Annotated in this window: 13 protein-coding genes and 1 pseudogene; 7 read left to right on the top strand and 7 right to left on the bottom strand. The window is 42.5% G+C overall.

The window, feature by feature from the left end; translation table 11 throughout:
* Positions 1-38: 38 nt before the first annotated feature.
* From hisD to D1367_RS26545, 3 genes are all read left to right on the top strand, one after another.
* A complete protein-coding gene (hisD, locus tag D1367_RS26555; protein ID WP_118169612.1) occupies positions 39-1340 on the top strand; it encodes a histidinol dehydrogenase in 1302 nt (433 codons plus the stop codon).
* A gap of 568 nt (positions 1341-1908) precedes the next feature.
* The gene (locus D1367_RS26550) at positions 1909-2334 is read left to right on the top strand and encodes a universal stress protein (protein ID WP_118169610.1); all 426 of its coding nucleotides are present in this window, start codon (positions 1909-1911) and stop codon (positions 2332-2334) included.
* Positions 2335-2356: 22 nt separating this feature from the next.
* Complete coding sequence (locus D1367_RS26545) at positions 2357-2944, top strand: Uma2 family endonuclease (RefSeq protein WP_118169608.1); 588 nt, start codon at positions 2357-2359, stop codon at positions 2942-2944.
* Positions 2945-3366: 422 nt separating this feature from the next.
* On the opposite strand, the gene D1367_RS31335 is transcribed toward D1367_RS26545, so the two are convergent.
* Entirely contained in the window at positions 3367-3654 is a 288-nt protein-coding gene (locus D1367_RS31335) for a hypothetical protein (RefSeq protein ID WP_181984971.1), read from the bottom strand.
* A 591-nt stretch (positions 3655-4245) separates the two neighbouring features.
* Here D1367_RS31335 and D1367_RS31910 point away from each other — a divergent pair.
* A pseudogene (locus tag D1367_RS31910) lies at positions 4246-4368 on the top strand (DUF6444 domain-containing protein); the annotation flags it as partial.
* 161 nt (positions 4369-4529) lie between these two features.
* On the opposite strand, the gene D1367_RS31330 reads toward D1367_RS31910, so the two are convergent.
* From D1367_RS31330 to D1367_RS26515, 4 genes are all read right to left on the bottom strand, one after another.
* Positions 4530-4874, bottom strand: coding sequence for a hypothetical protein (locus D1367_RS31330; protein WP_181984970.1), 345 nt, complete (start codon positions 4872-4874; stop codon positions 4530-4532).
* 450 nt (positions 4875-5324) lie between these two features.
* Positions 5325-5645 (bottom strand): hypothetical protein, encoded by a 321-nt coding sequence (locus D1367_RS26530; RefSeq protein WP_220450983.1) that lies wholly within the window; start codon positions 5643-5645, stop codon positions 5325-5327.
* Between the two features lie 363 nt (positions 5646-6008).
* The gene (locus D1367_RS26525; protein WP_181984968.1) at positions 6009-6269 is read right to left on the bottom strand and encodes a hypothetical protein; all 261 of its coding nucleotides are present in this window, start codon (positions 6267-6269) and stop codon (positions 6009-6011) included.
* Positions 6270-6878: 609 nt separating this feature from the next.
* The gene (locus tag D1367_RS26515) at positions 6879-7265 is read right to left on the bottom strand and encodes a hypothetical protein (RefSeq protein WP_118171665.1); all 387 of its coding nucleotides are present in this window, start codon (positions 7263-7265) and stop codon (positions 6879-6881) included.
* Between the two features lie 214 nt (positions 7266-7479).
* Here D1367_RS26515 and hslO point away from each other — a divergent pair, with 214 nt between their 5' ends.
* From hslO to D1367_RS32955, 3 genes are all read left to right on the top strand, one after another.
* Positions 7480-8385, top strand: a complete 906-nt coding sequence (hslO, locus tag D1367_RS26510) for an Hsp33 family molecular chaperone HslO (protein ID WP_118169604.1) — start codon at positions 7480-7482, stop codon at positions 8383-8385.
* A 160-nt stretch (positions 8386-8545) separates the two neighbouring features.
* Entirely contained in the window at positions 8546-10615 is a 2070-nt protein-coding gene (locus D1367_RS26505) for a type 2 periplasmic-binding domain-containing protein (protein WP_118169602.1), read from the top strand.
* A 185-nt stretch (positions 10616-10800) separates the two neighbouring features.
* Positions 10801-10929, top strand: coding sequence for a hypothetical protein (locus D1367_RS32955; protein ID WP_276469591.1), 129 nt, complete (start codon positions 10801-10803; stop codon positions 10927-10929).
* 341 nt (positions 10930-11270) lie between these two features.
* Here the strand turns inward: D1367_RS32955 and D1367_RS26500 are convergent, their stop codons facing one another.
* Both D1367_RS26500 and D1367_RS26495 read right to left on the bottom strand, forming a co-directional pair.
* On the bottom strand, positions 11271-12137 hold the full coding sequence (locus tag D1367_RS26500; protein ID WP_118169600.1) for an NAD(P)-dependent oxidoreductase: 867 nt from the start codon (positions 12135-12137) through the stop codon (positions 11271-11273).
* Positions 12138-12488: 351 nt separating this feature from the next.
* Entirely contained in the window at positions 12489-13667 is a 1179-nt protein-coding gene (locus D1367_RS26495; protein ID WP_118171664.1) for a class I SAM-dependent methyltransferase, read from the bottom strand.
* Positions 13668-13675: the final 8 nt, after the last annotated feature.

Genomic DNA, 13675 nt, shown 5'->3' with positions numbered 1-13675 from the left:
AGGTGATCTTATTATAATTTTGGCATTGTCCTTACTCCATGCTGCGAATCATTACTCAGCAGGCAGACGTCAGAGCAGAACTACAACGGATCTGCGATCGCACCCATGACGAACAGGTGCTTCACAAAGAAGCAACGGTGCGGGAAGTTTTGCAAGCAGTGAAGCGCCAAGGCGACAAAGCTGTATTGCATTACACAGCCGAATTTGACAAACAAACCCTGAAAGCAGAAGAACTCCGAGTCACAGGTTCGGAACTAGATGCAGCCTATCAGCAGGTGTCAAAAGAGTTGTTGGGCGCAGTTCGGCTAGCTTGCCGCCAAATTGAAGCGTTTCATCGTCAGCGAGTCCCAAAAAGCTGGGTACACTTTGGCGACGATGAAGTAGTGCTGGGCAAACGCTATACCCCCGTAGATCGGGCGGGGTTGTATGTGCCTGGTGGCCGTGCCGCCTATCCCAGTACAGTGCTGATGAATGCAATTCCGGCTCATGTTGCTGCTGTACCTCACATTGTGATGGTGACACCACCAGGGCCAGGGGGTGCTATTAACCCAGCAGTCTTGGTAGCTGCCCAAGAAGCAGGAGTGCAAGAAATTTATCGCATTGGTGGCGCACAAGCGATCGCTGCTTTAGCTTATGGCACAGAAACGATTCCGAAAGTGGATGTGATTACTGGCCCTGGTAACATTTATGTCACCCTAGCGAAAAAACTTGTCTATGGCACCGTTGGCATTGATTCTTTGGCAGGCCCCAGCGAAGTGCTGGTGATTGCCGATGAAACCGCAAATCCGGTGCATGTAGCTGCTGACTTGCTAGCCCAAGCCGAACACGATCCAATGGCGGCAGCGATTTTGCTGACAACAGATGCGGCTTTGGCGAAAAACGTGCAATTAGCCTTGGAAAGACAGCTAGTAGATCACCCACGGCGAATAGACACAGAAAAAGCGATCGCTCACTACGGCTTGATTGTCCTTGTGGAATCGCTTGAAGCAGCAGCAGAACTCTCAAATGAATTTGCCCCCGAACACCTGGAATTAGAAATCAAAGACCCTTGGGCATTATTACCACAGATTCGCCACGCTGGGGCAATCTTTTTGGGTTACTCCACACCAGAAGCTGTAGGAGACTATTTGGCAGGCCCTAACCATACCCTGCCAACTTCTGGCGCTGCCCGTTATGCTTCGGCATTAGGGGTAGAAACTTTCCTTAAACACTCTAGTATTATTCAATACTCTCAAACTGCGCTGCAAAATGTGGCTGGTGCCATTGATGTGCTAGCAACAGCAGAAGGTTTACCTTCTCACGCTGATTCAGTCCGCCGCCGAACTCAGCAAGAAGAGTGATTTGGAATGGTTCATTTTTTTCTTATAAGGGACTTCTAGTTAAAAAAAATCCCATTGTAAGGTAGCAGAGATGTCATAGGTGTCAAGTTAACGTAAAAGTCATGTCCCGCAAGGAACTGAAGTTCCAAGAATAATAGCAAAAGTCTTCTGTTGATGACTAAATATAGCGGTTCCCGACCTAGTGAGGTACGTTTTCAAAGCTACTAACCTTGGTAAATAAGATTCGGGTGTACCTCAGCAGACTAAGAAACGCTATATACCCAAAAATTTTGAGTCTACTTCAGTAGACTTTAGCTATTAGCCTTGAACTTTAGTTCAAGGCGGGTACGGAAGGCAACTGTTAACTGATAACTGTTGACTGTTCACTGATTTAACTAGGGTTTTCCTGTGCCAGAAACTCGTGAAAAGCTTCTCCAGACCAGTTGTTATAATGCACCAACCTAAAACTGACATATAGCACAGCCTCAAACACATAAACTAATTGGTAAAAAAAATTGGTTTAGTGTCGTTGCCGACAAATTTTGCTAGATACTTATGTAAGGGGTCTACTCATTAGGAGACGAGAGCGGTGCTAAATAGTGTTTTGGTAGCTCTGGACGGTTCGGAAATTTCAGACCGAGTAATTCAGACTTTAGATAATTTGGCGTTGTCAAAAGATGCCAAGGTTATTCTCTGTCATGTGTTTCTTACGCCAGAGTCAGAGATGGAACTACCCGCCGATCGTCCTCAGCCAGAGTCGCCAACATTTTCTTATTTTCATGTTGAAAAACAGCTGCAATCTTATCAGGAAAACTTATCATTCACCAGTGAGTTAGAACTGGTAACTGGTGAACCTGCTGAAGAGATTATTCGCCTTGCCAATATTTACAAAACTGACTTGATTATAATTGGCAGCCGGGGATTGATGGGGGTGAAGCGAATTGTCCAGGGTTCTGTTAGCAGTCAAGTTGTGGAAGAGGCTAATTGTTCGGTGTTAGTTGTCAAACCAAGGTAAAAATTTGTCAGGGGAAGCTACTATGACTATAACCACCCCAAAACTAACCTTTGAAGAGTATCTAGCTCATGATGATGGCACTGATAACCGTTATGAATTAGTCAACGGAGAACTAATTCCCATGAGTCTAGGAAGTGGACAACATGGGGCGGTAACAGAATTTATCAATGTTTCTTTCCGAGCAGAAATTCTCCGGCTAAAGTGGGATTGGACTTCTAAACAAATGGTTATCGGTGTTCGTTCTCCCCGTGCTGGCAGATGGGATACTTCAAGGATTCCAGATGTAGTTGTGATTCCATTACCTCAATGGCGAGAGTTGAGAAACCGAGAGGCAGTTATTGAACTCAACGAACCACCCCCTTTGTTGGTGGTGGAAGTCGTCAGTGAGTCAACAAAGATTGTAGATTATCGAGCCAAGCGAGTTGAGTATAACGTTTTAAATATTCCAGAGTATTGGATTGTCGATCCATTAACGAACAAAGTGACTGTTTTCACATTGATTGAAGAATTATACGAACCAGTAGAGTTTGTTGGTACTCAATGCATTCAATCTCAAACTTTTGCGGAGTTAGAATTAACAGTAGAGCAAGTGTTGACGGCTGACAATTAAAAATAATTTTGGTTCTTGAGTACCTGTTATGCCAAATTATTAGTTAATTTGATCATTCCCATACACTTTCTAGTGGAAAGGATAGGCTTTCCAAATATGTATCTTAACTATCGCACAGATGCTCTGTTTTCTCTAGGCTTTATCAACAGTTGCCTACTAGCAACCGTTGATAGACTATGTTAAGTTTGTTGAATAAAAGTGTGTGGTTAACAATAAACGTATGCTATGATATAGCTAATAAAAACGGACAATATCGCTGATATATTGCCCAGGTTAAGTAAACTAGCAATTATAGATAAGCAAGATAGGCATAAAAGTAACTGAACCTTCTCAAAGAGGATAGTTAGTTTATGATCCTTTATCTGAATAAAGGCTTGTTACTTGTGTCTTTACGTTTATTCTTTACCTTGTATTCAACTTACTTATTGAGCGATGGTTATGCCAGCTCCGCCATTCCCACCAGCTCCGCCATTCCCACCAGCTCCGCCATTCCCACCAGCTCCGCTATTCCCACCAGCTCCGCCATTCCCACCAGCTCCGCTATTCCCACCAGCTCCGCCAGCGCCGCCAATGCCAATAAAGTTAATTACAGTGGTAACTATAGAGACTTGAGTAGTGACTCTAGGAGTAAGGTTGCGGAATTTTTTCTTTCCACCAAACAACATCGCTTCTTCATGAACCGTTAATGCAGTGAACAATCTGCTTTCCATAATATTTAAGTGCTCAACTAGATTGTGATGATCAAAGTCACGTCACTCCAAAGTAATAGATATAAACGTAAACGAGTATATTTAGGGACTTGCTTGTGCCGTTAGAAGTATTATACGGCTGTTGCTAAATAGGTCAAGCAATTATTTTCTCAAGAAATAAAAATATATTACACCCCTTCCTCTTTAGCAAAGATATTACATAGTTACGATTTATACAATTTAATTAAAATAAGCTTTTAGTCATAAACAAATCGCAGATGTCAAGATATATCGATCTAAAAGCTTAATTTTGTCAAAAAACGTATATGCCCAAAAATGTATAAATAAAGCTCATTAAGTATTAATGCTAATAAAGTAAGGAAAATGGCCAGAATTAAGGATCTTATCAAGGAAACTAAATAACATTTTTTATACGAGTTAGACTGAAACAAATTTCCAAAACTCAAAACTGGAATTCTGTATTTTTTAGATAAGTATTTTTGTGTATAAAATGCTTTTTATAATCATTTTATACAACACTACTTTTAGCAGGTATAATTTTTTTTAATAGAATAGATAATGTTTAATTCTGCTTAATTATTTATAAAAGCACTGCGTCAAAAAATAGCAGAGCTAGAGAGACGCTTGGGTTTAGACAGCCGAACTAGTTCAAAGCCACCCTCAAGTGATGGGCTCAAAAAGAAGGCAAAAATTCGGACGAAAAGTTTACGAGAGAGTAACTGTAACTGATCAGAATTATGGTTTTGTCACAACGACAAAACCCAAAAAAATAGCAGGGTTTTATCCCTGCATGATTAAATAAAAATTTGACCAATAGTCGTGTCTTGACGTTTATCGTTTCCCTTCTACCAAACCTCATAGATTTGCCTATTGCCCTAAGAAAATGAAATACTAGCTCCTCCAGCTCCTCCATCTCCTCCAGCTCCTCCAGCTCCTCCAGCTCCTCCAGCTCCTCCAGCTCCTCCAGCGCCGATGCTAGTAGCACGAGCAGTACCAGTAGTACCAGGAGTACCAGGAGTACCAGGAGCACCAGGAGCACCAGGAGCACCAGGAGCACCAGGAGTTTTAATAATTATTTTACCACCTAACAGATTGACTATTACACCGCCAAACAGTTTGGACAGGGCGGCCAAGTCAGCAGCAGTAATTTTAGTTATTTTGCCCCCAGACAGATTGGCTTCTTCGTTGATGCTTAATGGAGTAAACAATGTGCTTTCCATGATTATCCAGAAGTTATAAGTTAGATAGATGGTGATGAATATGGTCTGTTTGTGAAGTAGCAGATGTTGTTTCCTTACTGAACCTTGACTGTCTTAAATTAGTACATAAAAACAGATTTTCAAGCTTGAGTCCTACCAAAATCGTTAGTGAATAAGCTTAAATATCCTAATTAGATTAGGCGGTTCTTGGTGGGCAACATCAATGCTAAGATTGTTTAATAAAAGTAGATGGGTAACAGTAAACCTATCCTATGGTTAGCATTACTCCAAATATGTGGTAGGATTGAATCGCATTAGGAATTTAGACAATTCAAAAATTAACTTAACCTGCGGCAACAGGGTAAGTTAATTTATTTGAAAACCGAGGCTTTATTCCTCTAAAATAGCGCTTAATAGCGCATTGACGTTTATAGCTTCCCTTTTACTAAATCTCAGAAGTTTGCTTATGCTTTAGGAGAATACTCCACCAGCTCCGCCAGCTCCGCCAACTCCGCCAACTCCGCCAGCTCCGCCATTACCGCCATTACCGCCAACGGTGAAAGGTACGGTGGGAACAGCGCCAGCTCCGCCATTACCGCCTCGACCGCCAACTCCACCAGTACCGCCTCGACCGCCAGTAAATGTAAATGTACCACCATTAAAGTTTACAACACCACCAGATAGGTTAGCTTCTTCGTTGGTGCTTAAGCCAGTAAACAATGTGCTTTCCATGATTTTAGTTCTCACTTGATTGTTTGGATTAAACTCCCGCCACTCCAAAGCAATAGACATAAACCTAAAGTGTATATTTAGTTGCTTTTTTGTGTGGTTGAAAGTAGTAGTATACAACTCTTAGCCAAAAGGTTAAGCAACTAGTTGTTTAAGAAAAGTAGATGGGCAACAATAAATTTATGCTATACTTACAATTACTCTCATAAAGTAAAGCATAAAAAAATAGCTGGTAGAATTAAGTCGCATTAGGAATGTAGACAAATCAAAAATTAACTTCACCTGCGGCAACAGGGTAAGTTATTTATTTATTTGATTTGAAACGCCACCCTTTATTTTTACCAAGCCGCGTGTTGATAACGTCTTGACATTTATTGTTTCCCTTCTACTAAACCTCAAAAGTTTACCTATTTATTGGCTTAAGTCTTAGGAGAATACTCCGCCAGGTCCACCAGCTCCGCCTACTCCGCCAGTACCGCCAGCTCCGCCATTACCGCCATTACCGCCAACAGTGAAAGGTACGGTGGGAACAGCGCCAGCTCCGCCATTACCGCCAGTACCGCCAACTCCACCAGTACCGCCAACTCCGCCAGTGAATGTAAATGTACCACCATTAAAGTTTACAACGCCACCAGATAGGCTAGCTTCTTCGTTGGTGCTTAATGCAGTAAATAATGTGCTTTCCATGATTTTAGTTCTCACTTGATTGTTTGGATTAAAGTCCCGCCACTCCAAAGCAATAGACATAAACCTAAAGTGTATATTTAGTTGCTTTTTGTGTGGCTGAAAGTATTATACGACTTTTATCCAAAAGGTCAAGTAACTAGTTATTTAAGAACTGTATATTAAACTTCTGTAAAAGAATATTATTAATACAAAAAAGCTTTTTAATTATCAAAAAATTGCAGGTTTATATAAAATAGGGGGATAAATTGGACTCTCGACATATATTGCAGCCCCTCAAAACTTATTAGTTATCGAAGCCAAACAATCAGATTTAGTTCGAGGATTTACTCAACTCGCTGTTGAATTAGTAGCACTTGATCAATGGACTAAATCCATATCTGAACTTCTATATGGTGCAGTTACGACTGGTGAAGACTGGCGTTTTGGGGTTTACCATCGTGCAAATCGTCTGGTGACTCAAGACCAGAAACTTTATCAAGCTCCAGAGGATTTATCTATGCTAGTAAAAATTATTACAGGTATCATTTCTGGTTCATAAACTGGGGACTAGGGACGCAAAGAATAACCAATGCCCAATCCCCAATCCCCAATCTCTTTAGGTCAATCGAATTAACGTCCTTGAGTTGCCAAAAATTGACGCAAGCTCAACAAACTCAAAGTTTGACCCAAATTCAAGGGCAAAAGTGAAACTCCTTCCAAGCGGGACTGTACCCAACCTTCTCCCCAGTACCATTCGTGGAACCCGTCAATGCCTCCGCTAAGTACCAACCGGAGACAGTTGGGTTTGACAACATCTACTTGATGATGAATCGCAACTGGCCCAGTCCAGGTTGTAAACTGGAATCCTGGAAGCAGTTCTTCTGGCATTCCTGGCGCAAAGCGTTGCCCTAAGAGCCATTTTTCTAGTTGTACGGGATGCAGCAGACTATCACGAATTGCATCTGTTGGTGCTTCAATTTCGATCCGCAGTTGGCTTTGTTGAAAATTACCCAGCATTTTACTCAGATTACCTAAAGGTGAGCGATCGCTATTTCTAATATTGCAAATAGTTTTTGTCATTGGTCATTAGTCCAAAGTCCAATTGCAAATAACTAATGACTAATGACCAATGACAGGCGTTTATTTGCGTAACAGCCCACTACGTTACTTTTCTTGCAGCAGAGAACTTAGAATAGAAAAAGTGAACTTGTTAAGAAATGTAAGGTTATTCATGGCGGATCAGTTAATTCGTGCAACAGCAGCCGAAGGTGGAATTCGTGCCGTAGGTGTGATCACCACACGTTTAACAGAAGAAGCACGCGGGCGTCACAAGCTTTCTTATGTGGCAACGGCAGCACTGGGTCGGACTATGGCGGCGGGCTTATTAATGGCTTCTAGTATGAAGCGAACTGGGTCAAGGGTCAATGTCCGGGTGAAGGGCGATGGGCCTTTGGGTGGCATATTGGTAGATGCAGGCTTAGATGGTACGGTACGCGGGTATGTGGGGAATCCATCTGTGGAATTGCCTCCCAATCCCAAAGGGAAGCTAGATGTTGGTGGTGCAGTGGGTGGTGGCTACCTCTATGTTGTCCGGGATATTGGTTACGGTTACCCATACTCTAGTACCGTTGAACTAGTATCTGGAGAAATTGGCGATGATGTGGCTCATTATCTGGTGAATTCCGAACAAACACCTTCGGCTTTAGTTTTAGGTGTGTTCGTGGGAGCAGGTGGAGTAACTGCGGCTGGAGGATTACTGATACAAGTATTGCCCAAAGCTGCTAGAGACGAAGCTTTAGTCGAAACCTTGGAATCACGGGTTGCTGGTCTAGCAGGATTTACGCCATTATTGCAAGCTGGGAAGACGTTACCTGAAATCTTGAACGACTTGTTGGGAGACATGGGACTGGTAATCTTTCCCGAACGGCAAATGGTGCGCTTCCACTGTGGTTGTTCTTTTGATCGCGTTTTGGGGGCACTGAAGATTTTGGGAGAAGCGGAACTGCAAGATATGATTGTTAAAGATGATGGTGCTGAAGCAATTTGCGAATTTTGCGGCAACGTCTACCAGGCAAGTAGCGATCAGTTAGCTCAACTAATTGCCGATTTGCAAGCTGAATCTACTGTTTTAGGATAGCGTATAAAATAACACTGATTTTTTAGATTGCTAATGGTACTCTGTGGAGAGAGATAATCAAAAAAGTAGCTTTGCTTTTTAATGATGAGAAAGTTACTATTGTCAACAATGGAATTATCAACCTAAAACAGAGCGCTATTCAATTATTTTGGTGTGAGAGATGACAGAGCGGGATATTCCAGACAGTTGGTCAAGTGCCAGTGGAAGAGAGCCAGATCAAAACAAAAGATTATCCCGAACAGAACAATTCGGTGAAACTCAGCCATTTGATTCCCCAGCTACTGGTTCTACCTCCAAGTCAGTGAAGCGGCGAAAAAAAAACCATAGGAAAGGATTACCTATAAATAGTAATTCAGAAGAAACTGCACAACTCAGTAGTACTGGGAAATGGCCACGCTGGATGAAAAGCTGGACATTATGGCTAGTACTATTAATGTTGATTCCCGGCAGTGTAGGATTCTTAGCAATGGCAATGCTGCTAAAGCTGCCATCTGCCCCTAATTGCCCCTCAATTTTCTGGCCCCTAGCTAGTGCTTCCGTGCGGTTACACTGCGCTCAGTTAGCGGCTTCTAAGCAGACAGTTAACGACCTATTACAAGCGATCGCTCTGGTGAAGCAACTACCACAAAATCACCCGTTGCATGGAGAAATTGATCGTTTTATCGAAGAATGGTCGCGGGATATTTTGAAGCTAGCTGATCAAAGTTTCCAAACTGGGAATTTAGACGAAGCGATCGCTACTGCTCGTAAGATACCCGAAAATGTGACTGCTTATAAATTAGTTAATGAGCAGATTGACAAATGGCAGTCAATTTGGTCAAAGGCAGAAGCCACATATAACGGTGCGATCGCCCAAGTTAAGGAACGGCGATGGCAATCGGCATTTATGTTATCTGCCAAAATGCTGCGCGTAGACAATCAATACTGGGCGGGTACTAAATACGACCAATTGAATCGTCTAATTGTTACAGCGCGAGAAGATGGCGATAAGTTAGGAAAAGCGGAAAATTTAGCAAACAGCAAAGTTGTCGATAATTTATTAGAAGCTATTAAGTTAGCTCAGTCCATTGGGCAAGAAAGTTACATTTACCAAAAAGCTCAGGAAGCGATCCCCGCATTTGGACGGAAAATGCTGGAATTGGCACAGGCAAAACTAGACAAGCAGGATGCGGATGAAGCACTGGATATTGCTAGACAAATTCCAGAGATTGCGAAACTACAGGGCGAAACCGATGACTTTATCGCCATAGCTGACGCGAAAAGAAGTGCTTGGATAGGTAATGTTTCTGGTTTAGAGGCTGCGATCGCTCAAGCACAACAAATTGATCCTTCTAGACCAGTGTATAACGAAGCACAACAACTGATTGCTCGTTGGCAATTGGAAATTGAAGATGTTGCCAATCTAGAAAAAGCGAGAATATTGGCTAGCCAGGGAACAGTCCCTAATTTAACAGCAGCGATCGCCCAAGTAGAATTGATCCCTGCCAGTAATCCCAGAGCCACAGAAGCTAGGCAAGAAATGGGCCGCTGGCGGGCCCAAGTGGAGACAATTGAAGACCAACCTTATTTAGAACGCGCCGAACAGATAGCAATATTTGAGGATATTAACTCTTTGCAAGCTGCGATCGGCCAGGCTAGCGAAATTCGTAGAGGTCGTGCATTATATCCAGAAGCACGGAAAAAAATTCGCACTTGGGTAGGAAAGATTCAGCGAATTCAAGACCAACCCTACTTAGATCAGGCACAAGAACTGGCTCAAAGTGGAAATCTCCCCGCCGCTATTAGCATAGCTCAACAAATTGCCTCGTCGGGAAGGGCGCTTTCACAGGAAGCACAAGCTGCGGTAAATGATTGGGAAGGGCAAATCCGCACCAGAGAAAACTGGAGAAAAGCCCAGGAAGTAGGGGCGGCTGGCACGCCAGAAGCCTTAGTTGAAGCAATCCGGCTGGCGGATCGGGTTTCAAATAATAGCATCTTGCGTATGGATGCGAATGTGGCTATTGACCAGTGGAGTCAGCAATTGTTAGAAATAGCACGCTCTCAAGGTCAGTCTGATATTGCCAGAGGGATTGACATTGCCAAATCGATTCCACGCGGTAGTGCTGCTTACAGTGCGGCGCAAGAGCAAATTAAAGCTTGGCAAGATTTTCTCAATCCTCAACCAGAACCTCAGCCTCAGCCTCAGCCTGAATCTCTACCATTTCCTCAATCAACTACTACTGGGCAGTAATATAGCGGTTCCTACTCAGATGCGGTACAAAATTATATTGCAAGGTGTAGGGGCAATTCATGAATTGCCCCTACAGGTGTACCTCACATGAACGAGAACCGCTATATCGTTATTAACAATTCAGTTAAAATTTTTTGGATTCAGCATTTTCAAAGTGTATTAGGACTTACGCAAAACTAGAGGTTGTGGCAGGGCAATACCTGGCGGGAAGTAAAGACGCGATGAATCGCGTCTCTACAAATGGTGTAATTGTTGCATTGTTTTTTTTAATTGGTATTATCTCTTTATCAACAAAGGTTTTCACCTTAATTTGACACTACTGTGTTGCATCCAAACGAGAACTGCTATATACCCAAAAATCTTTAGTCTACTTTAGTAGACTTTAGCTATTAGCCTTGAACTTTAGTTCTAGGCGGGTGATGGTATCAACTTAGGGACTGACAAATAAAAAAATACCCAAAAATTAGAAGCAATACCGTTCAGTTAAGCCCAAAAACCTTGGTAAAGACGCGAAATTTCGCGTCTCTACAGGTTTAAAATCAGTACCACAAATCCTTAACTGAACTGTATTGAAATTAGAAGTCCCTTAAGCTAAAAATAACTTCAGTTGACACCAATGCACATCTATGCGCCCCTACGAAAATTTATTCCTCCATCACTCTCCCCATTCTTTAATTACAGAAAATAGTGATGAGTAATCATCATCGGCAAATGACATTTTCACGGCTGTTTGCAAGATTTGCCGCACACCTTTAATACTGCTGAGATCCAAACTCCGAGATTTTGCTTCCGAGATAAATAATTCTGTATCTTTGAGCAAGTGTTTTGTGGGGAAATTCGGATCAGCATAATTGCCATCCAACATCCGTTGTAGCTTTTTGTCAAAGGTGGGTGCGTAAAGTGGACTGTCGCGCAAGATTTGCATAAACACATCCACATCGACACCCTGACGCTGGACAAAAGCCAGACTCAGAGCAAAGCTAGTTGTTAGAGAAGCTATTAGTTGATTTAGTGCCAATTTGAGCGCCGCCGCAGATCCCACTGGCCCGATAAGTAAAGGTTCTGTCCCAAAATTTTGGAGTAACTTTAAGTGGCGTTGATATTGTTCTGGCTCGGCCCCTACCATAACACTCAACTCGCCAGCTTTCGCTTCTGGGATACTCCCTAATACAGGTGCTTCTAAATACTCACCACCACCTGCAACAACTGCATCCCTAATTTCTTTGCTTTCTGTAGGAGTAATTGTTCCCATTTGGATGATCGTGCTACCTTCGAGAGTTTGCCAAGCAGTGTCTGAAAGCAACACATTATAAATGGCCGGGGCATTAGTCAGCATGAGGATTATGCACTCAGCAGCACGAATGGCGTGGCGGGGATGTGTAACAATTTCAGCCCCAGCTGCTTGTAGTGGTGCTAATTTTTCTGGGGTACGATTATAGGCAACTAGCTGTATATCTGCGGCTAATAACCTTTGAGCCATTGGTAGTCCCATCAGTCCGGTTCCCAGAAATGCCACCTTCATTTTTCACGTTCCTTTGGTACAGCGTAGGCGTAGTCTGTTGTAGACATCGCGTTTCCATCGTTTGATTTTAATATTAGTTATCAGTGAACACTTATCTTTAAATACTGATAACTGTCCACTGACTAGTGACTAACGTCTCTGGTAATTAGCCACCAGCCGCAAAAGTCGCCATAATTATCACTGAAAGTAAAATCCCTGGAGTCAGTAAGGTTACTAGCATTAACAAGTCATGAGTGGACATAATTATTACTTTGGTATTGTGTTTAGCTTTACAGTAATCACTGTTATGCTAGTCTAAATAAGACTGATACTGCATTCTTAAATAGAGTTTTAACTTTTCTTTCTTTACCTTTATTCTGGCAGGGTCAATCCTTTGAGTTTTTGAGAAGTTTCTGTATTGTCCAGACCTTTGCTCTGAATTAAGACTCCAAAGCCGCCGAGTCCTGTGGGATCTATAAGCTGGTGTAGTGCGTCCCGGCGCTGTAATAACTGTGAGAGGGGTTGCTGTTGATCAGAAAGGGCAGCAATACGATCGCCTAACCCCAACGCCATCAAAAATAATCCTTGTTGAATAAAACCAATATTCTTTAAATTGTAGTTTTCACCCCAGCGCTCCAAAGCTGTAAAGTCAACATGGGCAGTGATATCTTGTCGCCCAATATTAATGTAGGGGTTGTCATGGAAACGATGCTGATAATAACACTGTAGCGTTCCTTGCGATCGCCTGGGATTATAGTAACGGCTGGCGGGGTAGCCATAATCAATTGTTAACACATAGCCGCGCTGCAAGCGGTCTGCTACTATACTCAACCAGTCACCAGCCGCTAAATTAATTTCACTACGGTAGCCATCTGGATATGCACTTTGACTCAAGTCGATTCCCAGGAAATCCAAATGTTGAGCTAGTTGGAGGGTTGAAGGTTCCCCTGTGACTTCTATAAATGATGGGCAGGTTTCTTTCTCATTACTATCTCTGGTTACATAAATTTCTCGGAGTTCTCCCGTTTCTAGGATGAATTGATGTACGGGGAAAGCATCTACTAACTCGTTAGAGAAAAAGCAACCAGCGATCGCACTTTGTGGTATATCCTCTAAATTGCACCAACGTACCGGGAAATCTTGCAAGCGTTGCTGCTGTTCTTGTCTTAAAGTTGGCGACTTTTCAACAATGATGTACTCTAGGGCGGTAAAAAAATCTGGGTAGTGCAGTTGATGATATTTAAGGATATGCAAAGCTAGCAATCCTTGACCTGCTCCCATTTCTACCAAAGAAAACGGTACAGGTTTTCCTAAAATCTCCCACATTTGCAAAAATTGTTCTGCTAGTAACTCACCAAAGTCAGAACAGAGGTTGGGAGAGGTAAAAAAATCACTATCTTTAAAACCTATTTTGACTGCATCGCTGGAATAATAGCCGTATTCAGGGTGGTATAATGCCAGATCCATGAATTGGGCAAAAGTAATTCGTTGTTGAGGACTGGTGGTAATGTGATGAGCGATCGCTGCACACAGCAAAGCATTGGAATCCATAAAATCTT

The organism is Nostoc sphaeroides (assembly GCF_003443655.1).
GTDB lineage: Bacteria > Cyanobacteriota > Cyanobacteriia > Cyanobacteriales > Nostocaceae > Nostoc > Nostoc sphaeroides.
The sequence above is the reverse complement of the archived record's forward strand: the minus strand, read 5'-3'. Positions and strand labels throughout refer to the sequence as shown.

Excerpts from the sequence above, each read along its gene's own strand:
- hslO (WP_118169604.1), top strand. The coding sequence starts at position 7,480 with ATGGCGGATCAGTTAATTCGTGCAACAGCAGCCGAAGGTGGAATTCGT.
- D1367_RS26515 (WP_118171665.1), bottom strand. The coding sequence starts at position 7,265 with ATGCTGGGTAATTTTCAACAAAGCCAACTGCGGATCGAAATTGAAGCA.
- D1367_RS26545 (WP_118169608.1), top strand. The coding sequence starts at position 2,357 with ATGACTATAACCACCCCAAAACTAACCTTTGAAGAGTATCTAGCTCAT.
- D1367_RS31330 (WP_181984970.1), bottom strand. The coding sequence starts at position 4,874 with ATGGAAAGCACATTGTTTACTCCATTAAGCATCAACGAAGAAGCCAAT.
- D1367_RS26530 (WP_220450983.1), bottom strand. The coding sequence starts at position 5,645 with ATGTCTATTGCTTTGGAGTGGCGGGAGTTTAATCCAAACAATCAAGTG.
- D1367_RS26505 (WP_118169602.1), top strand. The coding sequence starts at position 8,546 with ATGACAGAGCGGGATATTCCAGACAGTTGGTCAAGTGCCAGTGGAAGA.
- D1367_RS26525 (WP_181984968.1), bottom strand. The coding sequence starts at position 6,269 with ATGGAAAGCACATTATTTACTGCATTAAGCACCAACGAAGAAGCTAGC.
- hisD (WP_118169612.1), top strand. The coding sequence starts at position 39 with ATGCTGCGAATCATTACTCAGCAGGCAGACGTCAGAGCAGAACTACAA.
- D1367_RS31335 (WP_181984971.1), bottom strand. The coding sequence starts at position 3,654 with ATGGAAAGCAGATTGTTCACTGCATTAACGGTTCATGAAGAAGCGATG.
- D1367_RS26500 (WP_118169600.1), bottom strand. The coding sequence starts at position 12,137 with ATGAAGGTGGCATTTCTGGGAACCGGACTGATGGGACTACCAATGGCT.
- D1367_RS26495 (WP_118171664.1), bottom strand. The coding sequence starts at position 13,667 with ATGGATTCCAATGCTTTGCTGTGTGCAGCGATCGCTCATCACATTACC.